Here is a 16,801-nt window from a genome sequence, read left to right as displayed (position 1 = left end):
AGCCAGCGTCACTCCTAGGGGATTTAGCGTCACAGAGGAGACCCTGGAGCGAACGCTAGTGAGGGAAGCGGCTCATCGGACGCCCCCTGGAAAGGACGCTGGCGGAACGGAAATCAACCCCTCGCCTTGTAAAATTGCTTTTTCTGCCGTTGACATCACCTTTTTTCAACAACAAGGACTCCTTTTATAAAGGAGCCCTTACATAAAAAACTTTAATTAGTCTTCAAATTGATATAAAGGTGTTGATAGGTAACGCTCACCGTTAGAAGGCACAATAGCAAGAACATTCGAACCCTTACCTAAACGTTTTGCTGCTTCAATTGCAGCATAGATTGCAGCACCAGATGAAATACCACATAGGATTCCTTCTTCACGTGCTACTTTACGTGCTACTTCAAAAGCAACCTCATTTTCAACAGGGAATACTGAAGAATAGACTTCCGTATCTAAAACGGCTGGTACAAATCCAGCGCCAATTCCTTGAATTTTATGTGGCCCTGGTTGACCACCAGAAAGAACTGGTGAATCTTTTGGCTCAACAGCAATGATTTCAATGCTTGGATACTTTTCTTTTAAGACAGCACCCGCACCAGTGATTGTACCACCTGTACCAACACCCGCTACAAATGCATCAAGTGTTAGGCCATCAAATGCTTCTACAATTTCAGGACCTGTTGTTAGACGGTGAATTACCGCGTTCGCTGGATTCGTAAACTGTTGTGGCAGGAAGTAGCCATGCTCTGCAGATAGTTCTTCTGCTTTAGCGATTGCCCCCTTCATACCCGCTGGACCAGGCGTTAACACAAGCTCTGCACCATACGCACGCAATAAATTACGACGCTCTAAGCTCATTGTTTCTGGCATAACTAAAATGGCTTTATAACCTTTAGCAGCAGCAATCATTGCAAGACCAATACCTGTATTACCAGATGTCGGCTCAATAATTGTACCACCAGGTTTTAATGTCCCGTCTTTTTCCGCAGCTTCGATCATCGCTAAAGCTAAGCGGTCTTTTACTGAGCTTCCTGGATTAAAATATTCTAATTTTACATACACAGTACCTTCATTTTCACTTGTTGCATGATTTAATTTTACAATTGGTGTTTTACCAACTAATTCAGCTACCGAATTTGCTAATCTACTCATTTACTAATCCACTCCCAATCCCTACTATTTTTATAGGTTTTACTTATTTTGTATTTTATCAATTTTTCCATTCGATTGTCAATAAATAAAGCATATATTTTCAGAATATTTATCATTGCGTTGAAAAGGAAAAACTTTATCATAGGCTAAAGAAAAAGAATCTGCATCTATTGGGTAAATCACTACGAATGCCTGTAAGTTTGATCAGACTCATTTTACCCCGCAAAACCTGCAGACTCTTTCATGTATTATTTTTCTTTTTTAGACTCTCCATAATACCAAGTAGCATTAAATTCAGACCAAAATGCTTCTGGCGTAACAGATTGCGGCAATTGCTCTAAAGCTAATTCACGCTCAATATGTTCTTTCACATCGTCATATGTAAAGGATTGTCCTTCTAATACCTCTTGCACTTGAACAATGCCATAATGACCATTATCTAACTTAAAGGCTTTACTTACCTCATTTGCCTTTATCGATTTCACAGCATTAATAATTGCAGGGTCTAGATTTTCCTGATTCTCTGTAAGAAAACCAATATCTCCTCCTAAACTTGCTGAAGCACTATCAACAGAGATTTCTCGTGCCAGCACTGTAAAGTCAGAGCCATTTTTTAATTCACCCAATGCCTCATCAGCAGCTTTTTTTGAATCGACCTCAATAAAATTCGTACGATAGCTTGTTTTTGTATTATATAATCCTTGATTTTCCTCATAATACTTTTCAACGCTTTCTTCCTCTATCACTACGTCTTTCGTGAGTACCTTATCCAATATAAGCTGTGAACGGATCTTTTGGCGTAGTTGCTCTGCCGAAAGATTTTGCATGGCTGTATCAAACTTATCTTGAGCAGATCGCATTAACGCTAGTTCAAGATCAATTTCCTGATCAGTAACTTTAATTTTATATGTTTTTGCTGCCTTTTCCATTACTGTTTCATTCACTAAATTTTGCAGTGTTTCTTTACCATATCGTTCTTCCATGGCAATCATCCACTCTTGGCGTGTGATAACATCCCCGTCAATGGCAGCGACTTGTTCGTCGCTACCAATTTCTTGACCTTTGTTCGGGATCAACCAACTAATGAACCATAAAATATTTCCTAATAACAAAACGGCTATGACAGCTAAAGCAGGTTTTGTCTTTAAACGACGTTGCAATAAAGGAGTTTGGTTTGGTGTTACATTGGTTGAAGGTCGCCGATTACGCGTTGAGCTCATCGATAAACCCTTCTAGCTCATCTTTAGAAAAGCTGTATGTCTCTAAGCAGAAGTGACATTGTGCTTCTGCACCGCCATCCTCATCAATCATTTCTCTAATTTCTGCTGTTCCTAGACCTAAAATTGCCGCACCAAACCGCTCTTTTGAACATTGACATTTAAATTCAACTGGCATGGAATCTAAAATTTGTAGATGTCCATTGCCTAATACAGCTTCTAAAATTTGCTCTGGTGTAAAACCTTTTTCAATCATTTTTGAAACAGGCTCTATTGTAGCAAGATGTTGTTCAATTTCAGTAATTGTTTCTTCCTCACAGCCTGGCATTAATTGAAGTATAAATCCGCCTGCTGCAAGAATAGTGTTGTCTGGATTAACTAATACGCCTAAACCGACGGATGATGGTACTTGCTCAGATGTAGCAAAATAATAAGTAAAATCTTCAGCAATTTCGCCAGAAACAATTGGTGTTTGTCCTGAAAACATATCTCTCAAACCAAGGTCTTTAACGATTGTAAGAGCTCCTTCTGTTCCAACGCCTGCTCGAACATCTAACTTACCTTGCTCGTTTAAATCAAAGTGTACATGAGGATTTGTCACAAATCCACGCACTTCTCCATGCGCATTACTATCAATTACCATTGGGCCAATTGGGCCGTTGCCCTCAATTTTAATCGTGATTTTCTCTTCACCTTTTAACATGGCTCCCATCATAACAGCCGCTGTCATTGAACGACCTAAAGCTGCTGATACAACTGGCCATGTATCGTGACGGCGTTGCACTTCTCCTACTGTGGCTGTTGTACGAGCTGCAAACACACGAACTTGCCCATTAAATCCTAAACCTCTTACTAAATAATCATTCATAAATGGAATGTCCCTCATTTCCTATTGGTTACGTTTATAGAGCTTATATAAACCCTTTAACGTTAAAAATGGATCTACAACATCTATAATTTGTGTCTCCCCTGCGATTAGATTTGCTAAACCACCTGTAGCAATTACTAATGGCTCCTCTTTACTTTGTGCTTTCATACGATTAACAATGCCCTCTACTTGTCCAACAAAGCCATAAAAAATTCCTGCCTGCATAGCAGAAACGGTCGTTTTTCCCACTATATGTGTAGGTCGAACGATTTCAATACGCGGCAATCTTGCAGCCTGAGTATAAAGAGCCTCTGTAGAGATAGTGATGCCTGGCGCAATAGCACCACCCATATAATCGCCCTTTTCGTTCAAATAACAATAGGTTGTTGCTGTACCAAAATCAACTATGATACAAGGGGCCTTATATAAATCTAGAGCTGCTATGGCATTCACAATGCGGTCAGACCCAACCTCGCGAGGATTTTCGTATTTAATATTTAAACCCGTTTTCACACCTGGTCCTACTACTAAAGGCTTTTTTCGAAAATACTTTTGACACATCGCCTCTAACGAAAACATAATTGGTGGCACAACTGAGGATATAATAATGCCTGTTATTTGTTCAAACGAAATGCCTGCATGATTAAAAAATGAAAGAACTTGCATGGCATATTCATCTTCTGTTTTATGAAGATCCGTCACCATACGCCAATGGAAGGCTAATTGATCGTTGTCATCATAGACACCTAATACAATATTTGAATTCCCTGCATCTAAAACTAAAATCAAAACTGACACCTCCCATATCGCCATTGTAACTTTCCCAATCCTCATGTTACAACTTTCTATCTAACTGAAATGAAGTTAAAACACTTTAGAAAATGATACCATACTTTTTATCTTGATTCAGCAGATGTTGTTTGTACCGTAGGCGAAGTGGCAGCTACAGGCTGGAGAAGATTTTTCATGCTTTCTTTAAAAAGAGGCCCCTAAAATTGGCAGCCTCTCTTGAAATCATTTGAAATTAAATTTTTCTGGATCTGGACCACAACGCAAGCCATCGTTCATTGCATCCAACTGTGTCATTTCCTGCTCAGTTAACGCAAAGTCAAAAACATCTAGGTTTTCAGTCATACGTGCAGGTGTCATCGTTTTTGGAATCGTGACAACATTATGTTGCACATCATAGCGTAATACAATCTGTGCAGGCGTTTTACCATATTTAGCGGCTAGCTCTTGAATCACCGCTTCTTCCAGTAGAGATCCATTCATCAATGGAGACCACGCCTCCACCTGTATGCCCTTATCCTGGCAATAAGCACGAACTTCCCCCTGTGTTAAATGTGGATGGAATTCGATTTGATTAATAACAGGGACAACAGTCGTTTCCTTCAAAAGGCTTTCTAAATGGTGTAAATGGAAATTACTAACACCAATTGAGCGTACTCGACCATCTTGATAAATCTTTTCTAGCGCTTTGTAAACCTCAAGATAATTTTGGTCTATGCCTGGCCAATGTACTAAATATAAATCCAAATAGTCTAATCCTATTTTCTCCAAACTGCTATCGTATGCGGCAAGTGTTTCTTCATAGGAAAGTCCATCGTTCCAAACTTTTGATGTGATAAATAGTTCTTCACGAGTTACTAAGCCTTCTTCAATGGCTGCTCGTATTCCTCGCCCAACACTTTCTTCGTTACGATATACTTGTGCTGTATCAATACTACGATAACCTTTTGCAATCGCTGTTTTTACTGCTTCCGCTAGGTCATCTCCTTCAGGTACTCGAAAAACACCATAACCAACCAAAGGCATTTTAAGACCATTATTCAACGCAACATTTCCCATGTTTAAACACTCCTATCTGTTTTAGCTCACAAATACCACATCTATCCTAAATGCAGCTTGTCTTTTTTACTACTATATCCTAATGCTTATTAGCAAGAAAAGGCAAAGAAAAAGACTGCTTACTGAACTAGTAAACAGTCTTCTCTATTTTTAATCACGTTTTTCATCGATACCCTTAGGTGCATCATTTGGTTCTTTACGTTCTTTTGCTAGATCCAAAGTTGTTGGATTTGGCTCTTTACTTAGTAGCTCTTTTTCAACAACAGGTTCACCAATTGTATCTAATGTTGGCTTTGCTTCAATCTTTGGAGTATTGTCCTCAATTTGTTCTACAGCCTCTGGTTCAGGTAATACACCATGATCACGTAAATGCTCAATTTCCTGTGCATTTAATGTTTCTTTTTTCATTAGCGTATTGGCAATTAAATCAAGCAGATGGCGTTTTTCCGTAAGGATACGTTTAGTACGCTCATACTGTGTATCAATAATTTTTTGCATTTCTTTATCAATTTCATAGGCTATTGAATCAGAATAGTTTTGGTCAGAATTAAAGTCACGGCCAAGGAATACATTACCGCCTTGACTTGAGCCAAATTGCATTGCTCCAAGATTCTCACTCATTCCGTATTCAGTAACCATAGCACGGGCAATGCTTGTAACCTTTTGGAAATCGTTATGAGCTCCCGTAGAAACTTCACCAAGAACAATTTCTTCAGCTACACGACCACCAAGAAGACCTGCAATACGATCTAAAAGCTCTTGCTTTGTAGTAAAGAAGCGCTCTTCCTTTGGTAACATAATCGCATATCCGCCCGCTTGCCCACGAGGAACAATTGTTACTTTGTGTACTGTATCAGCCTCATCTAGTTCAAGACCAACAACTACGTGGCCAGCTTCATGGAAGGATACCAGTTTCTTCTCTTTGGCTGAATATACGCGACTAGCTTTTGCAGGACCAGCGATTACTCGGTCTGATGCCTCATCGATATCTGTCATATTAATAGTACGTTTACTTTTTCGAGCTGCTACAAGCGCTGCTTCGTTTAGTAAGTTTTCTAAGTCCGCACCTGAGAAACCTGGTGTACGTTGAGCAACTGCTGCTAAATCAACTGTATCTGCTAAAGGCTTATTGCGTGCATGTACTTTAAGAATTGCCTCACGTCCTTTTACATCAGGATGCCCTACTGTAATTTGACGGTCAAAACGACCTGGACGTAATAATGCTTTATCTAAAATATCTGGGCGGTTTGTTGCGGCAATGATAATAATTCCTTCATTGGCACCGAAACCATCCATTTCAACTAATAACTGGTTTAATGTTTGTTCACGCTCATCATGGCCTCCACCGAGACCAGCACCACGTTGACGACCTACTGCATCAATCTCATCGATAAAGATGATACATGGAGCATTTTTCTTAGCATTTTCAAATAGATCTCGAACACGTGAAGCCCCAACACCGACAAACATTTCTACGAAGTCAGAACCTGAGATAGAGAAGAATGGAACGCCTGCTTCACCTGCTACTGCTCGTGCAAGTAATGTTTTACCTGTACCTGGAGGACCTACAAGTAAGATACCCTTTGGAATACGGGCACCGATTTCAGTGAATTTGCGGTGGTCTTTTAAGAATTCTACCACCTCAACAAGCTCTGCTTTCTCTTCATCAGCACCTGCTACATCTGTAAAACGTACTTTTTTCTTTTGATCATCATACAGTTTAGCCTTACTTTTACCAAAGCTCATCACTTTATTACCGCCACCTTGAGATTGGCTCATTAGGAAGAAGAATAAGAAAATGATGATAATGAAAGGAATAATTCCTGTAAAGAATTGAATCCATCCACTAGTTTCTGGTGCTGCTAAAAAACTAATATTACTATTTTTATCCTTAGCAGCCTCATCGATGCGGTCCATTAAAGATTGGTTTTCACGAGGGATGTTTGTAGTAAAGCTTTCCCCTTTTTCATACCCCTTCAGTGTTCCTTCAACGACGTAAACTGATTTATCAGGTTGAATTGTAGCACTTGTTATTTCTTTCTTATCTAGAGCTTCTTGAAACTCATGATAAGTTAATTCTTTCGTTGGTGAATTCCCACCATTGAAAGTACCAAAAATACCGATAATCACTAGGAAAATCAGTAGATAGAATATGGTATATCGAAATATTCGATTCATCTCCAGCCTCCTCATTACAAACAGAAAAATTATAAGTAAAATCTTAACATATCATGATTTCATCATACAACGAAAAGCCCTACTTAAAAAATGTTTCGTTCACTTATTGCCGTTATCACAACAGTTTTTAGGCCATCTTTATATGTCCCAGCGTAATTGTACCTGTTCCTCGGGCTCGATATAGCTGAACATTGTGTCAAGATTTTGAATTATGTTAAACATAACAAAAAATACATGACTTGCGCTGGAGACCTTTACTTGTTATAGCTTTTGTATCTTAGAAAGAATATACCTCAGGCTTCAAAATACCGATATAAGGTAAGTTACGATATTTCTCAGCGTAATCTAAGCCATATCCTACAACAAAGCCATCTGGCACTTTAAAACCAACATAGTCAGCAGATAAATTCACTTTTCGACCTGATGGTTTATCAAGTAATGTAACAATTTTAATGGACTTTGCTTTGCGGTATTTAAATAAATCTACTAGATAGCTTAAAGTTAAACCACTATCAATAATGTCCTCGATAATTAATACGTCACGTCCCTCAACGCTTGTATTCAAATCCTTTAAAATCTTTACTTCACCTGATGACACGGTAGCATTACCATAGCTAGAGACATCCATGAAATCCAGTTCGATGAAAGAATCGAAACGTTTCATTAGGTCCGTCATAAATGGCATTGCCCCTTTAAGAACGCCAACAGCTAATGGAAATGCATCTTTGTATTCCTCTGTTAATTGCGCGCCTAAGTCTGCAATTCTTTCTTGCAATTGTTCTTCTGTAATCATAATTTTTTCGATGTCGTTTTGTAACATATCGATTCCTCCTCGTGATGTATCAAAAAATCTTCAACCTATTACGTTGAAATATTTTACAAAGACCTTAGTCTACGATGAGCACTGTATCATCGTTTGGTTGCGGAGTGGTTGAAAAAAATATTCCCATACGCACACCAATTACCGCTACCACCTCATCAGATTGAGAAATCAGTAACGGCCAGCTATTTCGCTCATTTAAAGGAATCTTTTCATCTATAAAAAGGCGAGATAAGCGTTTTGGCTGATCCATTCCTTTTAACAGCATTCTATCTCCATCCCTGCGTGCCCGAACATAGAGCGGTAGGTGGAGTTTGCTAGCGTTAAAATAAAAAAGTTGTGCAGTATCCGTCAGCAATTCAGACGATAAATCATGCAAATTGACTACGCGTAAGCGCTCACCATTTGTCAGTGTTGTCCAGCCATTAGCAGTCGAAATAACCTGGTTTTCAGGGGAAGCTCGGCCTTCTAACGGCTCATTTTTCTGAATCGTTAATTTCCCATAACGGCGAACTGCTAGAAAACCTTCAGGTAAGTGAATTTCAGCATACCCTGCTGTTGTATCACAAAGCTTTAAAATTGAAGTCAATAAGGCATAACTTTGTATCGTATTTGAATCTTTGTAAAGATAGTTTAATAGTATTAAAATGAGCCTCCTTTGTAAAGCAAGTGGTACCAATTGAAAAGCCTCAATTTCCATGCTATATGTATTTTCGTTACTTCTTATGATAATTTGGGAAAATACATCTTGGGCCAATGTCATTAAAAAGGTATCGTCTTCTTGCAATTGCTTTGTGAAATGGGTCACCTGTTCAGTCACTCGCGGATTTTCTGCCTCCAGTAATGGTACCACATGATGTCTAAAACGATTGCGTACATAGGTATCTTTGGAATTGCTTGCATCTTCTCGATAATCCAAACCTTTTCTAAGTAAATATTCCCCTATTTCAGACTTTGTAACCGTTAAAAACGGACGAATTAATGATTTTCCTTCAAAAAGTCTTTGTGGACGTATGCCTTGCATACTATTCATTGTTGCATTTTTTGTAAGGGCCATTAATACTGATTCCAGTTGGTCATCCGCATGATGTGCAGTTACAAGCTTATTAGCATTTGTTTTTTGCAAAACTTCTTTGAAATATCGATACCTTTCCCTACGACAAATTAACTGTGTATTACCGTTTTCCTGTGCCATAATTGCTGGTATTGGAATTTCCGTAGCATGTAAGTAAACACCATTATCGTCACAATATTTTTGAACAAAAGCTCTATCCTCAGCAGAGGCTTCCCCTCTCAACATATGATCAACATGTACAGCCTCCACCCGAATGTTCCACTGCTCCTGTGTTTGAACAAAGTAATGAAGTAAAGCCATAGAGTCTACCCCACCCGAAACGGCGATGAGAAGATGGTCGCCTTGCTGTAATAATTGCTCTTCTTCAATAAATGTTTTGACCTTTAATTCAAATGACAAACGCTTCTCCTCCCCTTTTCGTTGTTATTTTATGATGATTTACTCATAGAATACTGAGCTGGCCTAAAAACAGCCCATGTCGGTACAACATGCGTCACCTCTAACATTAATACTGTACAGTCATCTTCTATTTCAAAATAACCTTGGAATGATTGCATAATGGTTGTTAGCTTTTCTTGAATGGTTTTATTTGTACTTGCTACCTGCTGTGCAAAAGCTAAAAATGTCTCCTCTTGTTCATCCCAATCAGCTACACTTGAGAACAGGCCGTCTGAATGCATTAAAATAACGTCTCCTGCCTTTAGTTTTCTTTTTTCAGCTTCAACTGTTGAAATAGATAGGAATCCTACAGGTGCTGCATTACTTTCAACTTTCAGTACCTCTTTACCACGTAAAATGTAGGTTGACATTCCACCAGCCTTCCACGACCACAAATCGCCGTGCTGTAAATCGACAAGTGCAAAATCAAGAGTTGCATACATATCATCTTGTTGCTTTAAAGCCATGACATAATGGAGCGTATGCATCGCAGTTTCTGGATTCATATTGTAATTTAGACACTCTCGCATCAAATGGATCAATTTTCTACTTTCATGTTGTGCTTCTTTACTTTGCCCCATACCATCAGACAGCAAAATTGCAAATAATCCAGGATGCAATTGGAAAAGGGCATGAGAATCACCCGAGTATAATGTTGCATCTTTAGACATGCTATATATATCATACTCTACTTCAAAGCTAATAGCTGATCTAAAGCATATTTGAACATGACGAAACGGTATTTCACAGGCTACTACTTTTTCAATTTCAAAAGGTTCATCAAAAATTTCATAAAGAATCGGCAGAATCATACGTTCAGCTAATGTCGTATCTTTCTCCCAATTGACACGTGCTGGTGCTAAGGCACAAACGATCTTTCTTGCCCCCGGCTTATTGCTTAGGACATCAAGTTGAAAACATTCAATATTGGCCTCCTTTAAGCGTTCAACAATGTCCTTTTCAACACTTACAAAAGAAATTGTATCCTCCTTCATCTCAGCAATTAACTGATTCAAATGATTACTCATATCTCGAAGTTGTAAGGCAATCATTTTTTTACCATGGAAATATTGCCCGTTAATGCGTTCTCTATAGAGCTCTGTATCTAATTCCTCAAAAATTTTCGTGGATTTCACGCATTTATAGCGTATTTGTTCTTCTACACGATGAATAGCTGATTCCTTTCCTACTCCTTTCATATGAAACCAATCTGTCATCAGCTTGTCCATACCATTATTTTGCGCTCCCCAGCAATGATCGTAACGGAAACAACTTAAACAAGTATTCATTGGCGCTACTTCCTTTGCAGCTTCTACTGGTGCCGTCATAAAGCGATCAAACACAAGCTCCTTCATGAATTGCACAAAATGCTGAAAGTGCTCTAATTTATACGTTACATGTTCCGTTAACCAATTCTGTCGGGCTAGTAAAATCTCCTCTCGTTGTGGAAAGAGCTTGTCCCTTACCTTATCTGAATATTTCTTTGGAATTGTTAGAAATAGAATACTCCCAATGGCAATTGAGGTGAAATATACACTATCTAAAGGCAATGTGGCGTCATAAAATAGAAAAAATACACTCGGTAAAATACTACCGATAGCAACGCCAAATCTACCACCTTTCGCTCCCATACCCGCACACAATCCTGTTAAGGTAGCAACCGAGAGCATACCCGTAAACGAAAGCTTGGCCACACCGATAAGAGTCCCTAGTACTGCTCCAATAACAGTTGCTAACGGAACACTTCCAACCAATGCACCAAAACAGATAAAGAGCTGCAGTAAAAAAATAGGGAGTGAAAAATAGCTAATTACAACTGCTTGCATCCCGGTAAGCATGGCTGCAAAGACGACTAATCCTGAACCTAGCTTTTCATATGTCCAATGCGTCGTAAACCATTCATACGAGTTAACAAATAGTACCTGCATAAACAATGTCATAATAAGAGCTAAAGCTGCTTCACAGCCCACATAAAATTGTACAAGCACTGGTGGTAAGCCTTGATACATCACTCCTTGCCACATTATTTGTACCAGTAATACAGCTAAAGACACCGCAATACTTTGGGGCAGTTGCCAGTAACGGAAACGCATAATACATTCATACAGGATGATTTGTAAAGCGAGAATAAGGACTTGTCCAAAGCCCAGAAAAAAGCAACCCGCTAAACTCCCAAATAAAACAAATTTGGCATACTCCCTATATTTCGTTCGGATAATGGCCCAAAAAGGAACTGAGAACGGTACAGCCGCTTCAAATACAACAGATTGAGCCAAGAAAAAGGCTGTTAAAAAAAAGAGAGAGCCTATTAGGATCTGCTTCTTTTTCAAACCTATTTTTTGGTCATCTACATTCGTTGTATTATACCATTCAATACTTGTCATTTAACTATCCCCTTTCCGCACTTTTGGTTATTATAAAAAATTATGTGTGGAAAGATTGTCTGACGTTGACATAAAAAAATATAAATATTTCGACTAATAGCTATTCATAAATACGAGAACTGGCAACAATTTCTTTAGTAAAAGGCTGTTAATCAAAAAAAATATTGAAAAATCTATTTATTGAAGCAAAATAATAATCACTTACTATTGGTCTTAAACCCTAATTTGAAGGGATTTTGCGTACTATTAGTGCCTTTATTCAGCTATTCCCCCCGATACATTTCTACGTAAGAACTAAAAATCCGCTAAAATATCCTGCTATGTTCATTCTCCTGAAATATCTTTAAATATTTTTTAATAAACCTACTTGACACTAGCACGATTGGCTTGTATTATTTAACTTGTTGCTTAAACGACATGCGGAAGTAGTTCAGTGGTAGAACACCACCTTGCCAAGGTGGGGGTCGCGAGTTCGAACCTCGTCTTCCGCTCCATTTATAAATTTGGCGGCCTAGCTCAGCTGGCTAGAGCGTACGGTTCATACCCGTAAGGTCGGGGGTTCGATCCCCTCGGCCGCCACCATATAGGCCCGTTGGTCAAGTGGTTAAGACACCGCCCTTTCACGGCGGTAACACGGGTTCGAATCCCGTACGGGTCATCTCAAATAGGCATCTCAGAATCTAGTTCTGAGATGCCTATTTTTATTTTACCCATCAGATAATTCTATCCGTCAGCTCAACTAAAGCTATGTGACGGAGTATAAAAATATGGCATACTAGTAAAAAGAGTGTTTTTAGGAGGTTTAATTCCCTTGAGTGCATTAACAAAGGCTGCTTTAATTTGCGGAAGTGGCTCAATGATTATTCTTATTTCAATTCTAATAAACTTACCGTTTTTTGTTCAAATAATCCTATTGCTTTGTGGACTAGCTGTGAGTGTATATGGTGTTTCTTTACTTGTCAAAATGGTAATCCATCCAGTGAAGAAAGAATCCATAGGTCCTTCAGATGAAAAAATGATAACACCCACAAAAAAGAAAAAGAGACCTTCTTCTACTTTGTAGGTACATTAAAAAAGGGAGTAGCTTTTTAAAAAGCTACTCCCAACTCTATTTCATACACTTTTTCTACGATTAAAACAGTCAGCAAACTACCCTCTTCTAGCTCCGCGACCTCCGCGTTTTGATTCTGTAGCACGTTTAAGTGTTGCTAGACGTTCATCACTATCTTTTAAGAAGCGTGCCATTTTTTGCTCAAAATTTTCTTTTGGCTGGTGGCGTTCGTTGCGATCATTAGAACGATTATCACGACGTGGGCGTGCTGGACGCTCTGGTCTCTCAGCTTGAGGCTTTGCTTTACGGATTGAAAGACCAATCTTTCCGTCCGCTTCAACATTCATCACTTTTACTTCAACTTCATCTCCAACTTTTAGATGCTCATTGATATCTTTTACATAATTGTCAGCAACTTCACTAATGTGAACTAAGCCTGTTTTGCCATCTGGCAGCTCAACGAATGCTCCAAAATTTGTGATTCCTGTTACTTTACCTTGTACCTTGCTGCCTACTTCAATTGACATAAAAAAAATGCTCCTCCTTAAAAATTAAGCGACTCTTTTGAGCCATGTAATCAATTTAATCAAACTTTTTACTGCAATAAGCTTCTCTTTTCATTATATATAACAATAAAAGAGTGTCAACAATACATAGCTTTTCAGTCGTCTTTTTTATCTTCCTTATCTGGAATTATGAAAATAATCTCACCTTTTTCCGATAAGTAGTACTCTTTTCTTAATAGCTTTGCGATATATTCATCATCCTGTAATTGTTTGATTTTAAGATTTAATGTATCTTGTTCTTCTTTCAATTCAGTGAGATGCTGATTCGCTTCTTCCTTGGATTTCTCTTTTGCTGCTAATGTTTCATTTTGATGTGACAGCACATTTAAGAGAAGAGCAATAATAATGACTGGTACAATCGCAAAAAAGACAATACGACGTATTTTACGTTTTCGAGCCTGTTGTTTGCGATTTATAGCTCTATCCGTGTTACGGACATAGTCATTATCAAGCTTCGTGAAGTTTTGTGATTCATCATTTGATGAATGACGTCTAGTCATGCCCGCACCTCCGAAAATTATTGTTGCTTTTTATTATACTTCAAATATCGTAATTTTTTTAAAAAAGTGTAGGACAAATACGAATAAATTTTGACAAAAGGTCTTATAACAAACATAACAATATTTATGAATAATTGCAAAATTTGTCGAATAACAGTAACTATGAAGCGTACAATGAACCAGAAGGGTCTCCATGTTATATTCACCAAAATTCTAGCAACGAAACGTAAAAAGGTTTGAAAAAACGTTTGATACAAAAAAATTCCGGCTATTTGCGCTAGCGGGTCATAAGCCCGCCAAGCGCCATCTTTTAGCCAAAATAATAAATAGTATGTCAATCCTCCAAGTAGAATCCATGCTATTAACTCAACAACCATCATCCACTTTCGAAGGCTTGACCTTTTTGGAGTTGAAAAAACAATGAGCCTTATACTATCAATTATGAAACCAACTGCTATACCGCTCAAAACCATGACAATTAATTGGTAAAATTGTTCACTGACAATCATCCAAATAACTTATGAAGGAAACCTTTCGAGAAGCCACTTTCCTCCTCGTCATACTGTAAGGTTTTTACAGTTCCTTCAAGCGTCAATAATCCTTTGTCAACATCTAAATGAACGATATGCAGTTCCTCTCCACGGATTAACAAGTGCCCTTGGGACGTCTTAATGAAAAACTCTTCCTGATCAAAGCGTTCAATTGATTTTACAGAAGTCATGTCCATTCTTTTACGATTACGAATCGTTAAAATATGCTCTCCAGATGGAATTGTGTAACGATTACTTTCTTGATGTAGCGTCATTTTTTTCCTCCTTTAGTCGTCCTAGCTTCTGTTCACTTTATGCGGACAACCTTCAAAGCATGACAACTTTATTTAAGTTGTATAATACTTTCACCCACAAAAAGAAAGGTGGGACAACATTAGGAGGGCTAGAATTTAAATTTAGCTTTATTCCTCATCATCAATAAATTCAGGTTCAATCTTATCCAGTCGTTCTTCTTTCAAAATGGTAAACATTTTTGCTGCATCTTCTTTTTTCACAGTATCACGTAATTCTTCTACACGTGCTGTTACTATTTTTTGACCGAAACGGATTGCAAGCTCATCACCTGCTTTTACTGAACTGCTTGCTTTTGCAATCTTTTCATTGATTGTGATACGGCCCTGATCTGCCACTTCTTTGGCTAAAGTGCGGCGCTTTATTAAACGGGATACTTTTAAAAACTTATCTAATCTCATATTCTTACTCCTTTTCTAGTTGCTTTGCTTCATTCCAAAATGCATCTAATTGTTCTAATGTAAAATCGGAAAATGGTTTTCCACTTGCCTTTACCTGTTGCTCAACATAGCCGAAACGCCTTGCAAATTTCTCATTTGCATGTAGCATAGCTTCTTCTGGTGACAATTTATAGAAACGCGCTAAGTTTACTAGCGTGAACAGCACATCACCAAATTCATCAAGACGAGATGCATTAGAGCCTTTCGTCACCTCATGGCGAAATTCCTGCCACTCCTCGGCAAATTTATCCCATGCTCCCTCCACATCTGGCCAGTCAAAGCCCACTTTTGCAGCTCTTTTTTGATAGTTATAGGCTGTTTGTAACGCAGATGATGCTCTATACTCTTCGTCTAATAACGCTTTATCGCTAGTTCCCTTTTCTTCAGCCTTGATGGCCTCCCAATTAGCCACAACACTATCTGCATCTTCTACTGTAACATCCCCAAAAACGTGAGGATGGCGACGAATCATTTTTTCACTGATTGAAGCTAACACATCTTCAAGTGTAAAGTAGCCTTGATCTTCTCCTATTTGTGCATGTAAAAATACTTGTAACAACACATCGCCTAGTTCCTCAATCATTGCAAAATCATCTTCAGCATCTACCGCAGCCAAGTATTCATGTGCTTCTTCAAGTAAGTATTTTTTTAACGACTCATGTGTTTGCTTTTGATCCCAAGGACAACCATTCGGACCTCTCAGCGTTGCAATGATTTGGCGGAATGTTGTCCAATCTCTTAATGACTCCTCCTGTGATTTCACAGGTGGTACATAGACCGTTGTTAAATTATTTACTTCTACACTCTGATCGAGTTCATAGAGTGGCACTGTGACAATCTGTTCTTGTGAAGATCCTGCAGCTGTCACAACCGTCACAGGATATTCATCATCGTATTTCTCCATCAACGTCAGCTTCACTTCTGATGCACTGAATGTATCGTATACTTGAGCAATTAAGATATGCTGACGCATGTTAATGTCATGCATTGAAAAGCTGGTACCATCAAGTAATTGAAAGCCTTCAATTGGATCAATTTTTAATGCGCCAAAAATTGGATCTAAGAAACTCTGACCACCCTCAATGACTAGCTCAATTTTCCCTTCATTTGCTGCTGCAATAAGCAATTGCACTGTTTGCTCTGCAACTAATGGGTGGCCAGGCACAGCATACATAATATCCTCAACAGCTGTAGCCTTCATAAGGGAATCAGCTATTTCCTCATAAACAGGTTGGAATGTATCGTGTTTTTCGTATACATTGTCAAAGCTTTCGAATTCTACACCTTCTGCTGCTAATTCCTCTAAAACCGGATGATCCACTGTACGTACATATAATTTGTTTGCAGTCTTTAATTTTTTATAAACACCCATTTGCAGCTGATTAAAGTCTCCTGCACCTAAGCCAATAATTGTTAATGTATTCAATA

16 protein-coding genes and 3 tRNA genes are annotated in these 16,801 nt (G+C 38.5%); 4 read left to right on the top strand and 15 right to left on the bottom strand.

What is annotated here, in order from left to right:
• Nucleotides 1-216: 216 nt before the first annotated feature.
• From cysK to MHB65_RS00460, 9 genes are all read right to left on the bottom strand, one after another.
• Nucleotides 217-1,146, bottom strand: a complete 930-nt coding sequence (gene cysK / locus MHB65_RS00500) for a cysteine synthase A (protein ID WP_205446375.1) — start codon at nt 1,144-1,146, stop codon at nt 217-219.
• 248 nt (nt 1,147-1,394) lie between these two features.
• A complete protein-coding gene (locus MHB65_RS00495; RefSeq protein WP_205446374.1) occupies nt 1,395-2,366 on the bottom strand; it encodes a peptidyl-prolyl cis-trans isomerase in 972 nt (323 codons plus the stop codon).
• Nucleotides 2,350-3,231, bottom strand: a complete 882-nt coding sequence (gene hslO / locus MHB65_RS00490; RefSeq protein WP_205446373.1) for an Hsp33 family molecular chaperone HslO — start codon at nt 3,229-3,231, stop codon at nt 2,350-2,352. Before hslO ends, MHB65_RS00495 begins: the two co-directional genes overlap by 17 nt.
• A 21-nt stretch (nt 3,232-3,252) precedes the next feature.
• A complete protein-coding gene (locus MHB65_RS00485; RefSeq protein ID WP_342442142.1) occupies nt 3,253-4,020 on the bottom strand; it encodes a type III pantothenate kinase in 768 nt (255 codons plus the stop codon).
• Nucleotides 4,021-4,245: 225 nt separating this feature from the next.
• Nucleotides 4,246-5,079, bottom strand: coding sequence for an aldo/keto reductase (locus MHB65_RS00480; protein ID WP_342442141.1), 834 nt, complete (start codon nt 5,077-5,079; stop codon nt 4,246-4,248).
• A 150-nt stretch (nt 5,080-5,229) separates the two neighbouring features.
• On the bottom strand, nt 5,230-7,257 hold the full coding sequence (ftsH, locus tag MHB65_RS00475) for an ATP-dependent zinc metalloprotease FtsH (RefSeq protein WP_342442140.1): 2,028 nt from the start codon (nt 7,255-7,257) through the stop codon (nt 5,230-5,232).
• A gap of 277 nt (nt 7,258-7,534) precedes the next feature.
• Nucleotides 7,535-8,077 (bottom strand): hypoxanthine phosphoribosyltransferase, encoded by a 543-nt coding sequence (hpt, locus tag MHB65_RS00470; RefSeq protein ID WP_205446369.1) that lies wholly within the window; start codon nt 8,075-8,077, stop codon nt 7,535-7,537.
• A gap of 67 nt (nt 8,078-8,144) precedes the next feature.
• A complete protein-coding gene (gene tilS / locus MHB65_RS00465; protein WP_342442139.1) occupies nt 8,145-9,551 on the bottom strand; it encodes a tRNA lysidine(34) synthetase TilS in 1,407 nt (468 codons plus the stop codon).
• Between the two features lie 29 nt (nt 9,552-9,580).
• Nucleotides 9,581-11,974 carry a SpoIIE family protein phosphatase gene (locus MHB65_RS00460; RefSeq protein ID WP_342442138.1) on the bottom strand — a complete coding sequence of 798 codons (2,394 nt, stop codon included), beginning with the start codon at nt 11,972-11,974 and terminating at the stop codon, nt 9,581-9,583.
• Between the two features lie 419 nt (nt 11,975-12,393).
• Here MHB65_RS00460 and MHB65_RS00455 point away from each other — a divergent pair.
• The 4 genes from MHB65_RS00455 to MHB65_RS00440 all read left to right on the top strand — a co-directional run bounded on the left by MHB65_RS00455 (nt 12,394) and on the right by MHB65_RS00440 (nt 13,037).
• Nucleotides 12,394-12,468, top strand: a tRNA-Gly gene (locus MHB65_RS00455).
• Between the two features lie 11 nt (nt 12,469-12,479).
• Nucleotides 12,480-12,556, top strand: a tRNA-Met gene (locus MHB65_RS00450).
• 4 nt (nt 12,557-12,560) lie between these two features.
• Nucleotides 12,561-12,632, top strand: a tRNA-Glu gene (locus MHB65_RS00445).
• A 153-nt stretch (nt 12,633-12,785) separates the two neighbouring features.
• Nucleotides 12,786-13,037, top strand: coding sequence for a hypothetical protein (locus MHB65_RS00440; protein ID WP_205446366.1), 252 nt, complete (start codon nt 12,786-12,788; stop codon nt 13,035-13,037).
• An 86-nt stretch (nt 13,038-13,123) separates the two neighbouring features.
• On the opposite strand, the gene MHB65_RS00435 is transcribed toward MHB65_RS00440, so the two are convergent.
• The 6 genes from MHB65_RS00435 to mazG all read right to left on the bottom strand — a co-directional run bounded on the left by MHB65_RS00435 (nt 13,124) and on the right by mazG (nt 16,799).
• Nucleotides 13,124-13,552, bottom strand: a complete 429-nt coding sequence (locus MHB65_RS00435; protein ID WP_004229154.1) for a S1 domain-containing RNA-binding protein — start codon at nt 13,550-13,552, stop codon at nt 13,124-13,126.
• 134 nt (nt 13,553-13,686) lie between these two features.
• Nucleotides 13,687-14,091: a septum formation initiator family protein gene (locus MHB65_RS00430; protein WP_342442137.1), complete on the bottom strand. Its 405-nt coding sequence runs from the start codon at nt 14,089-14,091 to the stop codon at nt 13,687-13,689.
• Between the two features lie 17 nt (nt 14,092-14,108).
• Nucleotides 14,109-14,600: a spore cortex biosynthesis protein YabQ gene (gene yabQ, locus MHB65_RS00425; RefSeq protein WP_205446365.1), complete on the bottom strand. Its 492-nt coding sequence runs from the start codon at nt 14,598-14,600 to the stop codon at nt 14,109-14,111.
• Complete coding sequence (gene yabP, locus MHB65_RS00420) at nt 14,597-14,896, bottom strand: sporulation protein YabP (protein ID WP_004229167.1); 300 nt, start codon at nt 14,894-14,896, stop codon at nt 14,597-14,599. Before yabP ends, yabQ begins: the two co-directional genes overlap by 4 nt.
• A gap of 147 nt (nt 14,897-15,043) precedes the next feature.
• A complete protein-coding gene (locus MHB65_RS00415; RefSeq protein WP_205446364.1) occupies nt 15,044-15,334 on the bottom strand; it encodes an RNA-binding S4 domain-containing protein in 291 nt (96 codons plus the stop codon).
• 4 nt (nt 15,335-15,338) lie between these two features.
• Nucleotides 15,339-16,799, bottom strand: a complete 1,461-nt coding sequence (mazG, locus tag MHB65_RS00410; RefSeq protein WP_342442136.1) for a nucleoside triphosphate pyrophosphohydrolase — start codon at nt 16,797-16,799, stop codon at nt 15,339-15,341.
• Between the last annotated feature and the right edge of the window lie 2 nt (nt 16,800-16,801).

This window comes from Lysinibacillus sp. FSL K6-0075 (assembly GCF_038592945.1).
Lineage (GTDB): Bacteria > Bacillota > Bacilli > Bacillales_A > Planococcaceae > Lysinibacillus > Lysinibacillus fusiformis_F.
This window is presented reverse-complemented; position numbering and strand designations above follow the sequence as displayed.

Bases quoted from the DNA above. Each gene is read 5' to 3' on its own strand.
- MHB65_RS00415 (WP_205446364.1), bottom strand. From the start codon at position 15,334: ATGAGATTAGATAAGTTTTTAAAAGTATCCCGTTTAATAAAGCGCCGC.
- yabP (WP_004229167.1), bottom strand. From the start codon at position 14,896: ATGACGCTACATCAAGAAAGTAATCGTTACACAATTCCATCTGGAGAG.
- ftsH (WP_342442140.1), bottom strand. From the start codon at position 7,257: ATGAATCGAATATTTCGATATACCATATTCTATCTACTGATTTTCCTA.
- yabQ (WP_205446365.1), bottom strand. From the start codon at position 14,600: ATGATTGTCAGTGAACAATTTTACCAATTAATTGTCATGGTTTTGAGC.
- MHB65_RS00495 (WP_205446374.1), bottom strand. From the start codon at position 2,366: ATGAGCTCAACGCGTAATCGGCGACCTTCAACCAATGTAACACCAAAC.
- MHB65_RS00460 (WP_342442138.1), bottom strand. From the start codon at position 11,974: ATGACAAGTATTGAATGGTATAATACAACGAATGTAGATGACCAAAAA.
- MHB65_RS00435 (WP_004229154.1), bottom strand. From the start codon at position 13,552: ATGTCAATTGAAGTAGGCAGCAAGGTACAAGGTAAAGTAACAGGAATC.
- hslO (WP_205446373.1), bottom strand. From the start codon at position 3,231: ATGAATGATTATTTAGTAAGAGGTTTAGGATTTAATGGGCAAGTTCGT.
- MHB65_RS00430 (WP_342442137.1), bottom strand. From the start codon at position 14,091: ATGACTAGACGTCATTCATCAAATGATGAATCACAAAACTTCACGAAG.
- cysK (WP_205446375.1), bottom strand. From the start codon at position 1,146: ATGAGTAGATTAGCAAATTCGGTAGCTGAATTAGTTGGTAAAACACCA.
- MHB65_RS00480 (WP_342442141.1), bottom strand. From the start codon at position 5,079: ATGGGAAATGTTGCGTTGAATAATGGTCTTAAAATGCCTTTGGTTGGT.
- hpt (WP_205446369.1), bottom strand. From the start codon at position 8,077: ATGTTACAAAACGACATCGAAAAAATTATGATTACAGAAGAACAATTG.